The 15,361-nt window shown below is 34.7% G+C and carries 10 protein-coding genes and 2 pseudogenes; 4 read left to right on the top strand and 8 right to left on the bottom strand.

Features of this window, described 5'->3' with window-relative positions:
• Positions 1-421 precede the first annotated feature (421 nt).
• Positions 422-1,807 carry a dihydrolipoyl dehydrogenase gene (gene lpdA / locus wVul_RS03960; protein ID WP_047759260.1) on the top strand — a complete coding sequence of 462 codons (1,386 nt, stop codon included), beginning with the start codon at positions 422-424 and terminating at the stop codon, positions 1,805-1,807.
• Position 1,808: 1 nt separating this feature from the next.
• Here lpdA and wVul_RS03965 read toward each other — a convergent pair whose 3' ends face one another.
• Entirely contained in the window at positions 1,809-2,171 is a 363-nt protein-coding gene (locus tag wVul_RS03965; protein WP_047759261.1) for a hypothetical protein, read from the bottom strand.
• Between the two features lie 73 nt (positions 2,172-2,244).
• Between wVul_RS03965 and murG the strand changes: the two genes are divergently transcribed.
• Together murG and wVul_RS03975 are read left to right on the top strand one after the other, a co-directional pair.
• Positions 2,245-3,273, top strand: coding sequence for an undecaprenyldiphospho-muramoylpentapeptide beta-N-acetylglucosaminyltransferase (murG, locus tag wVul_RS03970; protein ID WP_047759262.1), 1,029 nt, complete (start codon positions 2,245-2,247; stop codon positions 3,271-3,273).
• Between the two features lie 97 nt (positions 3,274-3,370).
• Positions 3,371-3,526: pseudogene (locus tag wVul_RS03975) on the top strand (IS481 family transposase); the annotation flags it as partial.
• A gap of 178 nt (positions 3,527-3,704) precedes the next feature.
• Here the strand turns inward: wVul_RS03975 and wVul_RS03980 are convergent.
• The 7 genes and pseudogenes from wVul_RS03980 to wVul_RS04010 form a co-directional block, all read right to left on the bottom strand.
• A pseudogene (locus tag wVul_RS03980) lies at positions 3,705-4,907 on the bottom strand (IS256 family transposase).
• A 140-nt stretch (positions 4,908-5,047) separates the two neighbouring features.
• Positions 5,048-7,840 (bottom strand): glycine-rich domain-containing protein, encoded by a 2,793-nt coding sequence (locus wVul_RS03985; protein ID WP_047759264.1) that lies wholly within the window; start codon positions 7,838-7,840, stop codon positions 5,048-5,050.
• Positions 7,821-10,175 (bottom strand): VirB4 family type IV secretion/conjugal transfer ATPase, encoded by a 2,355-nt coding sequence (locus tag wVul_RS03990; RefSeq protein WP_047759265.1) that lies wholly within the window; start codon positions 10,173-10,175, stop codon positions 7,821-7,823. Before wVul_RS03990 ends, wVul_RS03985 begins: the two co-directional genes overlap by 20 nt.
• 47 nt (positions 10,176-10,222) lie before the next feature.
• Positions 10,223-10,588 (bottom strand): hypothetical protein, encoded by a 366-nt coding sequence (locus tag wVul_RS03995; protein ID WP_047759266.1) that lies wholly within the window; start codon positions 10,586-10,588, stop codon positions 10,223-10,225.
• A 104-nt stretch (positions 10,589-10,692) separates the two neighbouring features.
• Positions 10,693-11,970 carry a hypothetical protein gene (locus wVul_RS04000; RefSeq protein ID WP_047759267.1) on the bottom strand — a complete coding sequence of 426 codons (1,278 nt, stop codon included), beginning with the start codon at positions 11,968-11,970 and terminating at the stop codon, positions 10,693-10,695.
• 97 nt (positions 11,971-12,067) lie between these two features.
• Positions 12,068-13,096, bottom strand: coding sequence for an NAD(P)H-dependent flavin oxidoreductase (locus tag wVul_RS04005; RefSeq protein WP_047759268.1), 1,029 nt, complete (start codon positions 13,094-13,096; stop codon positions 12,068-12,070).
• 5 nt (positions 13,097-13,101) lie between these two features.
• The gene (locus tag wVul_RS04010) at positions 13,102-13,623 is read right to left on the bottom strand and encodes a cytochrome b (protein ID WP_047759269.1); all 522 of its coding nucleotides are present in this window, start codon (positions 13,621-13,623) and stop codon (positions 13,102-13,104) included.
• 254 nt (positions 13,624-13,877) lie between these two features.
• Between wVul_RS04010 and wVul_RS04015 the strand changes: the two genes are divergently transcribed.
• Positions 13,878-15,050 (top strand): NADH-quinone oxidoreductase subunit D, encoded by a 1,173-nt coding sequence (locus tag wVul_RS04015; protein WP_047759270.1) that lies wholly within the window; start codon positions 13,878-13,880, stop codon positions 15,048-15,050.
• Positions 15,051-15,361 lie beyond the last annotated feature (311 nt).

Here is a 15,361-nt window from a genome sequence, read left to right on the forward strand (position 1 = left end):
GGCGCTTTTTAGTCTTAAACACTGCAATTTAGCTGCTTTTAAATGCAATTAATCTAAGTTATAAATGTTTAAGAAATTTACCAGCAGAAGAAAAAGACAAGGAATCCCCGCAGTAGCTTACTCTTTATTTTAAAATTTGACGTTGGGTGATATCTTAAACGCTTTATAAGCCCGTTTCAGCTTGTATAGGGAAAAATCCGGAAATTTTATAAAGACATATCATGCACATAGTGCAAAAATAGTACGCCAAATACAAGTCTTCTTGTCGTTTTAATCTGCACAGATTGGGAAGTTAAATAATATAGCTTCAATATTATAATAAGGGAATTGGCAAGATTTGTCAAGTTGCTTCTATGTACCTGAGCATTGATCATACTGGTTCCATCTGTTATATATAGTCTTTTGAACACGAAGAAAACTGATGAATAAGTATGATATTACAGTTATAGGTAGCGGTCCTGGTGGTTATATAGCAGCAATTAGAGCGGCGCAGCTTGGATTTAAAACTGCAATTGTTGAAAAGGAAGTAAATTTAGGCGGTATATGCTTAAATTGGGGATGTATACCAACAAAATCGCTACTTAGAGCATCTGAAATTTATAGATTAATAAGAAGATCAGACGAATTTGGTATAAAAGTAAAAAATGCAAGTTTTGATATACAATCGATAGTGAAATATTCAAGAAACGTTGTTGGTAAGCTATCAAATGGCGTTGAGTATTTGATGAAAAAAAATAACATCAAAGTTCATCAAGGCTTCGGTAAACTTACAGGTAACCATACTGTAAAAATTCTTAATGATAAGAAGGAGGAGGAAATTTCTTCCAAGCATATCATTTTAGCAACAGGCGTGAGGGCACGAAATCTTCCTGAAATAGAAGCAGATGGAGATTTAATATGGAATGCGCAGCACGCTATGACTCCAAAGAAGTTACCAAAATCTCTACTAATCATAGGTTCTGGTGCGATAGGGATAGAATTTGCAAGTTTTTATAGTACTTTGGGAGTTGATGTAGCAGTTATAGAGATAAAAGACACTATTTTGCCGCTGGAAGATAGGGAGATTTCAAGCTTAGCACGAAAAATATTTACAGATCAGGGAATAAAAATATATACAAGCAGCAGTGTAAAAACTTTTACTAAAAATAAAGACTCTGTTCAAGTGCAACTGAGTAGCAGTGAAAGCAAAGAATTTGATAGAATGATTGTTGCAATTGGTGTTCAAGCAAATACTGAAAATATAGGCTTAGAAAACACAAAAATTAAGTTGAGTCTTTCTGGTTTTATTGAAGCGAATGAGTGGTATGAAACAAATGAGCCGAACGTGTATGCAATAGGTGATGTCGCTGGTCCGCCATGTTTAGCGCATAAAGCAAGTCATGAAGCTGTAATCTGCATTGAGAAGATTGCTGGTAAAAATGTCCATGTGTTAAAAAAAGAGTGCATACCAAATTGCACTTATTCCCATCCACAAATAGCAAGTGTTGGCTTGACTGAAGAACAGGCAAGAAAAAATGGATATGATATAAAAGTAGGGAAATTTCACTCCAAATTTAATGGTAAGTCTATTGCACTAGGTGAAACTGAAGGGTTAGTGAAAACGATTATAGATAAAAAAACAGGCGAGCTTCTTGGAGCTCACATGATAGGAGCAGAAGTAACAGAGTTAATTAGCAATTTTGCTCTCGCAAAGCAACTAGAGGGAACAGACTGTGACATGAAATCTACGATTTTTCCTCATCCAACCATTTCAGAGATGATACACGTATCAGTACTTGCTGCAGATGGTGAATCGCTGAATAGTTGAATTAACGTTCTATCGTTTTGGAGTTGTCAATGTTGTGCTGTGCTGCAATTTGAGTACCAGCGTCAGATTTCTGTAACCTTTCTTTTAACCCTTCAGCTGCTTCTTTCACTTCAAGCTTTTTTTCCTTATTAAGATCCTCTGGGCTTTTTCTTTTACTATCTAAACCTTGTTGTCTATCAATGTTTTTATTGAGTTGTTCTTGCTGAGGTAGATCAACAACTGAGTTAAAAAGAGCTTTTATAATGCTTTTTAACAATCTTATAAAACCTCCGCTTCTGCCCTCTCTTTGTTTTTGAGGGTTGTTTTTCACGTTAGATTCTTTTTTACTGTTACTACCTTTAGGCATTTTTAACTCAACTATCATAAAGCTTAATAAAATTTTACATGCAAATTATTAAAAAGTGATTAACAATCTATTATCAAATTGCTACTTACAGATGAATATTATTCTAGCAACAGGCGGTACAGGCGGACACATTTTTCCAGCTATAACTTTAGCAAAAGCACTAAAGACACAAGGATACAATTGTATATTATTCACTGACCAAAAAATCATCAATGTAGAAGGTTATATTTTACCATTGTGCAAGCCAAGTGGCAACAAATTGAAGTTTCTCTTTTTGTTAATGTATAGTTGTGCACTAGCAATATATAAAATCAGAAAATTGAAACCAAAACTAGTCATTGGTTTTGGTAGCTATGCTTCTTTTCCAACTCTTCTTGCAGCAAAGATTCTTTCTATACCTATAATTTTACATGAACAAAATACAGTTTTAGGGAGGGTAAATAGATTCTTTTTCAAGAGTGCAAAATTAATTGCAACTAGCTTTCCAGAGACTAAGTATGCAGAAGGTAGTAAATGCGTTTTTACAGGAAATTTTGTCGATATAGAAGCACAAGACTATTCTAGTACTGAAACAGTCTTAAACGTGTTAATAATAGCAGGCAGTCAAGGTGCAAATTTTTTTGATAATGTAGTGAGCAGCGTAATTTGTAATTTGCCTATTAAAGTGAAAAAGAAGATTAGAATAATACAGCAATGCACAAAGAAAAATATGAACAAAGTCAAGAGTCTATACAAAAGTGAAGAGATTGATTGTGAGTTAAGTGAATTTTTCGATGATATGGAGAATAGACTGGCCAATGCTCATTTGGTAATTAGCAGAGCAGGAGCAACCTCGATAGCCGAGATTACTCTTGCTAAACGTGCTGCTATATACATTCCCTATCCTCACTCAAAAGATAACCATCAATTTTATAACGCAAAGCATATTGAAAATTCGGGAGCAGCTGTAACGGTTGAGCAAAATAGTAAAACAGAAAAAAATCTTATAGAGCTACTAATCAATTTGCTTCTTAATCCCAAAAAATTGCTTAACATAGCAAACAACACCAAAAAAACAGGAATAAAGAGTGGTACTATTGAGATTTTACATCAAATTCGTAAATTAGGCTTGGTAGATTGATAAGTTATTTCTGAAAGGCACGTATTAATTGTAATAGTTTAGACTTAATCTGACAGGGAAACAAAGTAAGATAAAAATATAAACAAATTATAAAGGAGTGTCAGATATGAGAAGAAAAAATACTAAAACCAAAGTTGGAGAACTTGCAAAGCAATTAGGAAATGTATCACAGGCGTATGGGATATTCAAGAGGAGATACATTTGCCGCTTCAAAGAACTGCATGAAACAGGAGGAGAAGAGGCATTACACGAGCATTATATGCAAATAGAGTATCAGAGAATTGACCTTACCCAGAAAAAGTAGAGAGGAAGTAAAGAAGTTTTTGCTATGAAAATAAAAAGTTCAGGAATGCAATGTAGAATGTCTACGCTGTTTATTATAAAAAATTTCTATATAGGGAGTGTTAAATAAACTGTGTCAAACCACATTTTTAGCTCAACTGAATTTTCAATCTGTTAGGAAAGAAAATATCAAGCTGAGAAATAGTTAATGCCCAATTAGGCAAAGCCATGACCCATTTTTGCTCTACTTTTTTTATAGCACAATATACCTGTTTGTACAAGGCGTTTGTGTTGGTAAATGAGCCTTTGGTCTTAGTAAATTTTCTGATCTGCCTATGCAGCCCCTCAATAGGATTAGTAGTATAAATTAACTTTCTAACTGGACCTGAATACTTGAAATAACTGGACAAATTTTCCCAATTATTCTGCCAAGATTTTACAACTAACGGATACTTTTCGCCCCATTTTTCTTCCAGCTCAAGCAAATAATTTTCAGCAATTTCTTTACTTGTAGCACGATATATTTTTTTCAAATCATTCATAAAAACTTTCACATCTTTGCTAGATACATATTTCAATGAATTTCTTATCTGATGCACTATACATAGCTGTACTTCTGCATTAGGAAACACATTATTTATTGCTGTAGGAAAGCTTTTTAGTCCATCTACACAAGCTATCAGAATGTCCTCTATACCTCTCTCTTTTAGGTCATTTAATACACCCAACCAGAAGTTAGCTCCTTCGCTTTCAGCTAAATAAAAGCCCAGTACTTCTTTTTTACCATTTTGGTCTATGCCCAATATATTGTACATACATTTACTTACACAATGCCCATCCTCCTTGACCTTAAAAAACATGCCATCCATGAACACTATCGGGTATACAGATTGCAGTGGGCGACTGCGCCATTCATTGATTATCGGTAGCAATTTGTCGGTAATACTTGATATTTCTGCTGCAGATATTTTGTGATCATAAATTTCCTCAACATGTGACGCTATATCTCCATACCACTGGCAAATGTGCTTAAGACCTTTGCTTCAAGTTCGGGATGTAGGCTTGTTTGTCTTTTTCTAACTACTTGAGGTTCAAAGCTTCCCTCCCTATCTCTTGGTGTTAACAATTCAAATGAGCCTGCACTTGTACGTAAAGTTTTTCCCATTTCTTCGATTATTTTCTTCGCTTTCACCAGACAAGTGGTGTTCTATTTCACCTTCCAGACTTGCCTCAAGCAGCTTTTTTATAAACGGTGTCATCTCTTCCTGTTAGCGGTCTTCCTTCTCGTATAGACGACAGGTTTCTAATTCTTTATAATCTACCAATCCGGTAGTTTTATTTACTTGACTCATGTCAAACCTCCGTTTTTTTATATCAATTATATTTTTATTTCTTGGTTTGACACAGTTTATTTAACACTCCCGAACGTTCCCGAGTTGAACTAAAAATTCGGTTTGACACACTTTTTTGAACATTCCCCAGAGTTCTTTGACTATAGTCCTAATAATTCTTTTTTAATTTCTTCTTTAATGGTATCAATAATCTCTTTATCAAGTTTATTTATTAAAGAATCATCAATGGCTATGATATCATTTGGATTTTGTATCATTTTTTCAATAGCATCATCTATTTTTTTTACTCTTTCTTTATTAATTTTGTCAAACATAGGTTTAATCTTCACATAACCAGGAGCACCTTTACTGTAACTTTTGGTGCTTTTGTTGATACAACCGCCAGCACCATATATTTTATTAGTGTAGCTTTGACTACATTTTGTTACATCTTTATATCCAATCTCACCATTCCTTATGTATGCTATTTTATTATCCTTTCTAGAGTTTAACTCATCTCCTTTTACAACTTCTTCTTCTAGCTTTAAATTTTGCTCATGAATTATTGTATCTTTGTAATCTCTCCCCCCATAGGTTCTGTATGTACCCCCGCCTGCAACAGTAATTAAATCTTTACAACTTACTTCTGAAGAGTTTCTGCACATTTTTATTAAAGTAGGTCCCCCATCTTTGTTAGATTCATTATCTTCTTGCCCACCACCTCCTTCTGTCACTTTTACTTTAATATATGGATAACTAGGGTTGACTTTTAGTTTAGCTTTAATATAATCACCTGGCCTTCCTGGCTTATTTACAGTAGAATGAGCTTTGCCAATTACATGACCAGCTTCACCACCTCCCCATGCCTCTATTTCAACATAATCATACACCGATAAGTTATCTGTATAGCCATCTCCAAGCTCATAAAGTTTTCGATTCTTTTCTTCAATATTCTGCTTTTTACTTTCCAATTGCTTCTTAATTATTTCTCTTAACTTCTTTTTTAAACCTTCTAAATCGAACCTACATAATTTATCAGCGAAAAAGACTTCTGTTCTATTTGCTTTAATTGGATTATCTAACTTCGTTACAACGCCATTTTCATCTTGTGAAACTCTTAAGTAAAACGGCTTATCATCCTTATCTACATACTGTGTTGAGCGACTACACACTCCATCAAAGCAAAGGCAACCATCATCACCTTGATTGCAATTTTTTTCTTCATGCTTTCCATCTGTTAATTCATATACTATCTTGCATTTGTTACAATTTTGTTTTGTATCTATCTCTTTATCCTCTTTCGTCATGCAATTATCTCTAGGCTTATTTTCTTCAGGAATGAAAATATATTCCTTCTTATTGAATATTATCTCATCCAGCTCATTTTGCGGCTTTGCTAAAACCTCAATTGTTTCGTTACAAGGAAAATAATAAAGTTGATTCGACTCCTTTGAATAAACAGTACTGTATTTAGCATAGCTTGCCCCCACTGATTTTAGCGGTATTAGCTCACTTTCTTTTTCAAGAGCAAACTCCTCCGGTTCTGGCTGCCAACCAGAAAGGCAGAGCATTTTACTTTTAGAATTTTCTTTATATTTTATTTCTACTTTTGGATATCCTGAGTTATCTAGCTTGTACTTATTACCCTGAAGCTCTTTACATTCTGTTTCGATATTAGGAACATAACCATACTTTTTTAAAACCTCAAACTGAGAGTTATTTTTTAATATACCTTCTATTATGTTATCGATATCGCTTTTACTGTTACTACTATCAGTTGTTTTTGCTACTATTACCGGCTTTACTACTTTTAAAGGTAGATGGCCAACGTATGTAGGAGAATTCGCATTAACATAAAAAGTACAGACTCCATTATTGTGAGTTCCACGTGCATCATGAGTGCAAACATTCTCACTCATCTTCATTTTTACTTTTAATGTATTTTCACCTTTACCCTCATCAGGCTTTGGTATGCTCACTTCTTCAAGCTCTGGAGCAGGCGGTGCTGGGAAACAGCGAGCAGGAAATTGTAATTTTCTTTCGGACTCTTCTCTCTCAGTACCATAATATTCAGTGCAGAGCCGACCTTTTTTTCTATAAGTTTTAAAGTGATGGTGGGTATCTTTATCTGGAATAGAGTATGGAGCACTTTGAATATTCTCATTACTTGAAACAACGCGTGGAAAAGGTAGCTCCCTTCTTTCCTTCAGCTCACCAACAATGACTCCAACTCTTGGATGAAAGTAATCGTTGTCTTGATTGCTTATAGGAAAAATTCTAACTTGCGGAGGTGACATCGCAAGTTGCTCACAAAACGGAGGAGGACCGGGCGCAAGTGGCACAGGGACACATTGTACTTTTGTTTGATAGCAAACATCGCATTCATCTTTACCTACAGAAGTCGCACGTGCGAAAAGTTTTGTTGAATAGTCTGCACAAGCAATTTTTTGACTACAAGCACACACCTTAGGAGAATTGGCAAATTTTTCTCGCTCTTTTTCAGTTACATCTTTTGCCCACTCCCAGTTCATGCCATTTTCCAACTTATCTCCCTCTTTTGTTCCTTGCCAATCGATGAAAACTGCTGCAGAAACTCCAGCACCACTCCCTTGAGTTCCGTATATTTTTTGACAAGACTGTTTATTATACAATTCATAACAATTATCTCCTTCATAATCACACACTCTAATTCTCGGATTAAAGTAACCATCAACACCTTGATTTCTCACTGGACTCACTTTAATATTTTTTAATAGATGATCATCATAATTTACATTGCCCCAATCAAAGCTAATAATCTTCCACAAGCCTTTACCTGTCTTATTTACAATTTCTTCAGCATGAGTATTAGTTTTTACTAAGTTTGGACACGACGGAGCAGGGTACCCACTATTTGCACCAAGCAAAATTAGCACTAGGAAAAAAAATTTGACTTTAAACTTTACATTTTTCATAGAACACCGGTAACCACTTACTCACTTTTTCGCCCTTTTCCTTTATTGCTTCATACATATACTTTATAGTCTCTTTATTAGCCGAAAGCACATGTATTTTTTTCATATTTTTCAAATCTAGACTTAAAGTTACTAAACCTTTGTATTGCTTTATCAAAAATAAACCTTCCTGCGTTGGTGTTCGCAAAATAATACCCATTTCCTCTTTCGATAGAGAAAATGCCTTCATGTATGACATGTCTGCATTAACGTTCGGCATAAAGATTCTTGTATCAACATGTTTATCTAAATGTTGAGTAAACTTGCTAGCAAGTGCTAGAGTTAAGTTTTCAGTACTTAGAATTACTACAACATTCAACTTTGTCATCCTATGCATCCAGTCGTCAAACTCTTCCTCTGTAGGAAAAATATTACTTATCTCCCATGCTTCATCCAAAACAAGTATTGCAGGCGAGCCATCACATTTTGCTTCAAAAGAGTATAAAAAATAGTAAAGTATCACGGACATACATTCTTTTTGCTTAGTGAGATTTGCAGTATTGAGAGATATGGTTTTTGTTTCCCAGTCAATGTCTGACTCATCACCATCTTGGAATAAGTAAGCAAATTCACCATCACCGCACCATTTATTTATTTTACCCCCAAGAAGTAAAAGCACTTCAAAAATTTGAGAAATAGAGCGCGATTCTCTTGGTATAGCAAATATAGAATCTACAATTTCTTTTATCTTTTCTTCTACGTCCACCAAACTCGCATCTGCAACCATTCTTTTGATCAATTCGATCAGCATATTGCGATTAGAAGCACTGTCTTCAATGTTCAGTGGGTTAAATTTTAGACTTTTATCTTTACATTTTGGATCAATTATGTAATATTGGCCACTCACTGCTTTAGTAAAGATTATTGATTTTCCAGTATTATCTAATATTACAATCCTGGGATTAAATTTTCTTGACTTCGACAGTAGAAAATTGATCAGTGAGGTTCTGCCTGAATTTGGAGCTCCAAGTATCGTGGTATGACCATTATTTTTCTTTCCATGAAAGTTAAAAAAATAAGGACTTCCTTTTTTTGAAAAAAAGACTGTTACTGCTTCTTTCCACCTTCCCCCTTTTAATGTACCCGATGTAAAATCGTGCAACATAGCAAAGCTGCAAGCATATTTTTCTAATATATTTTTCGGTTGTGTAACAAAAGCAAAATTTCCAGGAAGCTGCGCCCAAAAATGATTTTCCATGTGTAGATCAGTTCTAAACACCATCAAACCAATTAACGACATTACAGAGGATAGATCGCTAATATTTTTAGCTAATCTGTTCTTATCATCTGCAAAGATTGTAAAAATAATTTTCTGTTGACAAAAATCCATAACAGAAGTTTTTTCAAGTTCTATTATTTCCTTTATTTCTGAATTTTGAAGTAAGGTGTTATCCTCACTGATCTGCAATATATTAATTTGTTTTTTGAATTCTTTGACTGCTTTGCTATTACTAGTGAATATTATTACCTCTGTAATAATAAGCTCAGAGTCAAGTTGCAAACATCTATCTATATTTTCCAAAGAGATTTCTCGATATTCCTTTATGCAAAAAATAGAACCAAACTTCTGTTGATTTCCAAATATTGTTTGAAATGTGTTGAATCCAAAAGCTACTTTTAGATTTTTAACATGTTGCGATAGATCCTTTTCATATATTGGATATTCTTTGTGGGTTAATGTAATAATATAATGGAGAAATTCCATCATCTTAGAATATACTTTGCCTTCACTAAACCTAAGGCCCAGCTTTTTAGCTCCAAAAGGTTCTAAATCTTTTTGAATCAGACCAGTCACCCTTTGCAATTCTTGATGATTTTCTTGTAAGAATAATCTATGTTTACTCTTTATAACACCCCAAAAAAATGTATTACTAATATGCTTGCCAAAATCACTAAATAACACCACAATATACAGCTCATTTATATACTGTAATTTACTATCAGTTAGTTTATTAAACCATATTGAATGTAACTGATCGGAGAAGTCTACAGTTTTATTCCACTGTAAGCTCGGTTTGTTGTGCTTTCGGACAGTATGAATCCAAACGGTAAAATATAAGCTTTTGATATTTTTTGATATGCTTTTTCTAATTTCAGTTCTAAGATCGCTGTGGTTATCAACTGAAGAATAATCTTTTAATTTGATTATTTTTAACAATTCCCCCTGTTTTGTTAGTATAGTTTCTTCATCGTAGTGGCAAGCATAAGGGATAAAATCTAAATTAATACTCTCTAGTAATGCTAAATTGTTCTTTTTTTTAGACTGAGAGCTAGTGGCCGGTACTTTTAGCTGCATACAATATTATGCGTATTCAATAAAAAGATAACTAAAAAACATAAAACTTAATTCTTATCTTCTTTTTTGCTATCGGATTGTAACTGTATATCTTTTGCAAAGTTGAATTTTTCTTTCAAGTAATCTGTTGCTTTTTCTGTACTCCCAAACATCATGATCAGTACGCCAAACATTATCATGAAAAAAATCAAACCTCTGAACACTACTGCAAGTATCACTGTAGCTATACATAACCCTATAATTGTCGAAGGACTCATATTTTCCATAGTATCTTTAACTGAAAATGAAGAAAAAAAAGTCTTTAATGTTTCTGGTATGTTTTTTAACTCATCACTTGCTTTGCTAGGACATGACATGAAGATAAAACTTAACAGGGCTACAATAGCAAAAACCCTACCCAATTGAATATGCATCAGCTAAATACCTTTAAGATACTTCTCAACTATAACAATTTTTACATCAATAGGCAAGAACCGAATTCACTTGCTCATCATAAGTAACTCATATTTAATTTTTACTATGCCGTAAGCTCTTTATTGTCAATAAGAGGACTCACACTAATGGATGTCAATTTACTTGACAGAACATTTGAATACAATTCAACTGCTGCTGCTATAGCAAACACTGCAGCCGTAGCAAATAGTACTGCTGCTCCTACTAGTCCTGATGTCATTGCTCCTGCAACAATGCACCCTATTGTGGAGAGAGCACAACCTGCTACAAATGCAACGTGAAGATTTCTGTTATTGGGTTGTTTAACTTCACTCTTCTCACGATATTTAGAAGAGGGTCTTCTTCCGCTTGGCCCTTTGGGCCTTGTTTTGGTTAGGTGTGCTAATTTTGTCTCTCCTTCATCCTTTGGTTGCAAACCGTTACTTTCTTCAGTAGAGCTTAATGTTGTGCTTACACTTTCCTCAGATGAATTGCTTGTTACTGAAGTTAAGCTGCTCCTCCTGCTACTTGATACCAAGCCAGGTGAATTTATTTCACTATCTGAGTCATTGCTACTACTGAGTTTAGAAGTATTTGCAACGCTTAGCACTTCTACAGCATCTGCAGTTGTACTAGGGTCTTTATTTTTTAAATCCTCACAAGATTGGCTAAAGGAGCCATTCAATTGTGATTGTGCAATCTCCTTTCTTGCTTGTGATTGTTCTGATGTAGGAACTGTTGAAGCACCATAATAACCTGAATTTCTCAATGTATTGTACGTTCCAGGGGTTCCTTTTCCACTTACACCCTTAGCTAAAGAACCCCTTTCCAAAGCACTACTACCCGAACTTTCAGCACATGCAACTTCATTAGAAAAACTTTTATTCTTAAATAATCTCATGTCATTAACTCGTCTATCTGTTTGATGATTTTTTTGATTTTGAATAGTACTAATAGAAAGATCCTTATCGCTGCTCTCGATAGTAATTTTTGCAATTATTCTTAATATTTTCCCTTTTATTGTTGGTGATCTTTGTGATGATTTTCCTTCATTGCTAAGTACTGAAGGTTTTGTTAATTTCTCTGACTCTATCACTTTTGTTTTCAATGCTGGAAGGAAGTTGTCAATATAATATTTATAATATTCTTTTTGTTCTCTCAGTGACTTTTCTAATTCAATTAATACGTTAGGATCAGCTCCTTTGTTGAACAACTCTATGCATTCTTTCAGAGTTCTGTCTTTTTCAGATTGTGGGCTTGGATGTTTGTGCTCTTTTTTTGTTACCTTTTTGTATATAGTGTTGTGCAATTGTCGATTAATAATTACTTCACTACTCTTATGCTTTTTTAAAGTACCTAGCATAACATTTCTCCGTACATAACAAAATGTATAGATACCTCTTTAGCGTTAATTTTACGTTAAACTTGGGCAATTATACCTTATTTAGCTTATTACGAAGCTACTTGCTTTCCGAATTTTCTACTTCTACAAATTTGCTTTTGGTATAATTGTCTGCTTGTTGAACTAACATACCTATCACTTCTTTTACAGGTTTTTCCCTATCAACCATACCAACACTTTGACCGGCCATTAAAGATCCTGTTTCAACATCTCCATCAATTACTGCTCTTCTTAAAGCACCAGCCCAGAACTTTTCTATTTCAAGTTGCCCTTCTTCTTTTGAGGTCTGTCCATTTTGATATTTATCGATAATGTCTCTTTGATGCTTCATAAAATCGTCACTTGCTTTGTTAGCTATAGCTCTTACTGGAATTACAGGGAAATCAGCACTGATCTGTATAGAAGATACTGCATTACGCGCAGCTGATTTGATGAATACTTCTTTAAAATTTTTGTGAGCGATTGACTCATTAGTGCAGACAAATAATGTGCCTATTTGACAGCCACTTGCTCCCATCTTTAGGTAGTTCATTATCATTTCGCCTCTTCCTATTCCACCTGCAACAAACACCGGTGTTTTCTCATTTTTAAAATAAGGCAGTATCTCTTGTGCAAGAACAGAAGTGCTGACTGGACCTATGTGACCACCTGCTTCCATTCCCTCTATTATTAACGCATCTACTCCCATTTTTACTAACCTTTTCGCGAGGCTTAATGCTGGTGCAAAACACATAACTTCAATGCCCGCACTCTTGATTTTTTCTATATTAGGCTTCGTTGGTAGTCCACCGGCAAGCACTATATGGCTCACTTTCGTTTCAATGCACACATTTATCAACTCACTTAACTTTGGGTGCATAGTAATTAGATTTACACCAAATGGCTTATGAGTTAATTTTTGCGTTTCTATGATTTCTTTTTTCAGTAAGTCTGGAAACATTGCACCGCATGCAATTACGCCGAATCCACCGGCATTTGAGATTGCTGAAACCAAATTTCTCTCCGAAACCCAGCTCATAGCACCACCCATTATGGCAAATTCACTACTAAGAAAATCTGTTCCTTTTTTCCAGAGGCTATTTAACATATAACCTATATTATACGTTTAAAAATGTTTTGTTTATCTATAAATGTGTGTTTTAAAGCACCAAGTATATGCAAAGTTATAAAGACTACCATAAAATATGCAAGCATCGAATGTAGCTGATTAGCTGCACTAGCTAGCTCTTTGTTTTCATTGATTAACAAAGGGATATGAAAAAAATATTTGATCTCTTTGCTAGAAGCAGAAGACATGACATAACCAGATAGTGGCATTAGCACCATCAAAGCATATAAACCAAAGTGTATCGTTTTGCTCGCATTGATTACAAACCGAGAAAAATTGGCTGGTAATGGCGGAACATAAGTAAAGACGCGAAAAAATACGCGTACTATAATTAATCCAAGAGCAGTGATACCGCAAGCCTTATGAATAGCGTATATGCTGAATTTAATTTCACTACTAATCGGCAAACTTTTCATGTACAAGCCAGAACAAAGCATGCCAATAATAAGAGCAGACATTAACCAATGAATAATCCTTAAACCTAAACTGTATTTATTGTCTTTCATTAATTTTGATTACTCTAAAATAGGACTTAAAAAACTATTTTTTAGTCAAAATTATCTATACATAATTTTGCTGCCTTAATCAACACAAGTATAATAATTGTACGTGCAACATAAACATTGTCTATCAGATCATAAGAAGGTGGTGAAGTTTGTAAGGGCTTTTCTGTTGTAACGATAGTTGTGCCCGTGCAAGAAGCCTATTGACTTTAAGCACATTTTAGCCTATACAATTTCAATATCTTAAACTACCAAGCATGCCCGATCTAAAGACAATGATGTTAAACTTTGGACCACAGCACCCAGCTGCACATGGGGTGCTACGTCTTGTTTTAGAGATGGATGGCGAGGTGATCGAAAGAGCAGATCCCCACATTGGGCTTTTGCATCGCGGCACTGAGAAGTTAATAGAACATAAAACGTATCTTCAAGCTCTGCCTTATTTTGACCGCCTTGATTATGTGTCACCAATGTCACAAGAGCATGCGTATTCGTTATGCGTTGAAAAATTGTTGCAATGTGAAATTCCAATCAGAGCAAAATATTTGCGTGTTTTATTTTGTGAACTGACAAGGATACTAAATCACTTACTGAATGTCTCTTCTCAAGCACTTGATGTTGGAGCAATGACTCCTCTTTTATGGCTCTTTGAAGAAAGAGAAAAAATACTGGAGTTCTATGAAAGAGCCTCAGGTGCAAGATTTCACGCAGCTTACATAAGACCAGGTGGAGTTGCAGCAGATATTCCAGAAGGTTTGATTGAGGATATTGCAAAGTTTATAGAACAATTTCCAAAGTATATAGATGATGTTGATGAACTTTTAACAGAAAATAGGATATGGAAGCAACGCACTGTAGGAATCAGTGAAATATCAATAAAACAGGCGCTTGATTGGGGCTTTAGTGGACCAATGTTGCGTGCTGCTGGTCTCGCTTGGGATTTGCGAAAAAGCCAATCATATGAGATATATGATTGGCTAGATTTTGATATACCAATTGGCCAAAATGGTGACTGTTATGATCGTTATTTAGTTAGAATGGCGGAGATTAGGCAATCTATAAGCTTGGTGAAGCAATGTATAGAGAAGATGCCTGAAGGGCCAATAAAAACTGAAGATAGAAAGATCTCTCCACCGCCAAGAGCAGAAATGAAAACATCCATGGAGGCTATGATCCATCATTTTAAACTTTATTCAGAAGGATATCATGTACCAGCAGGTGAAGCTTACACAGCTGTTGAGGCACCAAAAGGCGAGTTTGGAGTATATATAGTTTCAGATGGTACCAATAGGCCTTACAGGTGCCGAATAAGAGCACCTGGCTTTGCACATTTACAGGCCTTAGACTTCATGGCAAAAGGACATATGCTTGCCGACGTTGCAGCAATTATCGGTTCACTCGATATAGTCTTTGGTGAGATTGACAGGTAAGATAACTGTAGTTTCATTCATTACATATTAACTTTCATCCTGATATCTATGCTATCCTTAATTCGCCAGATTATGAAATAAGAGATAAAATTGAGAGTAAAGTACGTACAATTCTTCCTTCCAAAAACATAATTAATGTAAAAGGCAGCGATATAAGCAGTTGTGTTAAAAGTCAATAGAAAAATGAAAAATACTGAAAATAATTTTCACTTGGTAGGCTATAAAGCCAAAGATGTTTTGACACATTTTTACGTAATTTAAGTTGTAATTCTTAGCTTAAATTCTTTTAATAAGTAAGGAAGATATGAAGC

Origin of the sequence: Wolbachia endosymbiont of Armadillidium vulgare str. wVulC (assembly GCF_001027565.1) — a bacterium.
GTDB lineage: Bacteria > Pseudomonadota > Alphaproteobacteria > Rickettsiales > Anaplasmataceae > Wolbachia.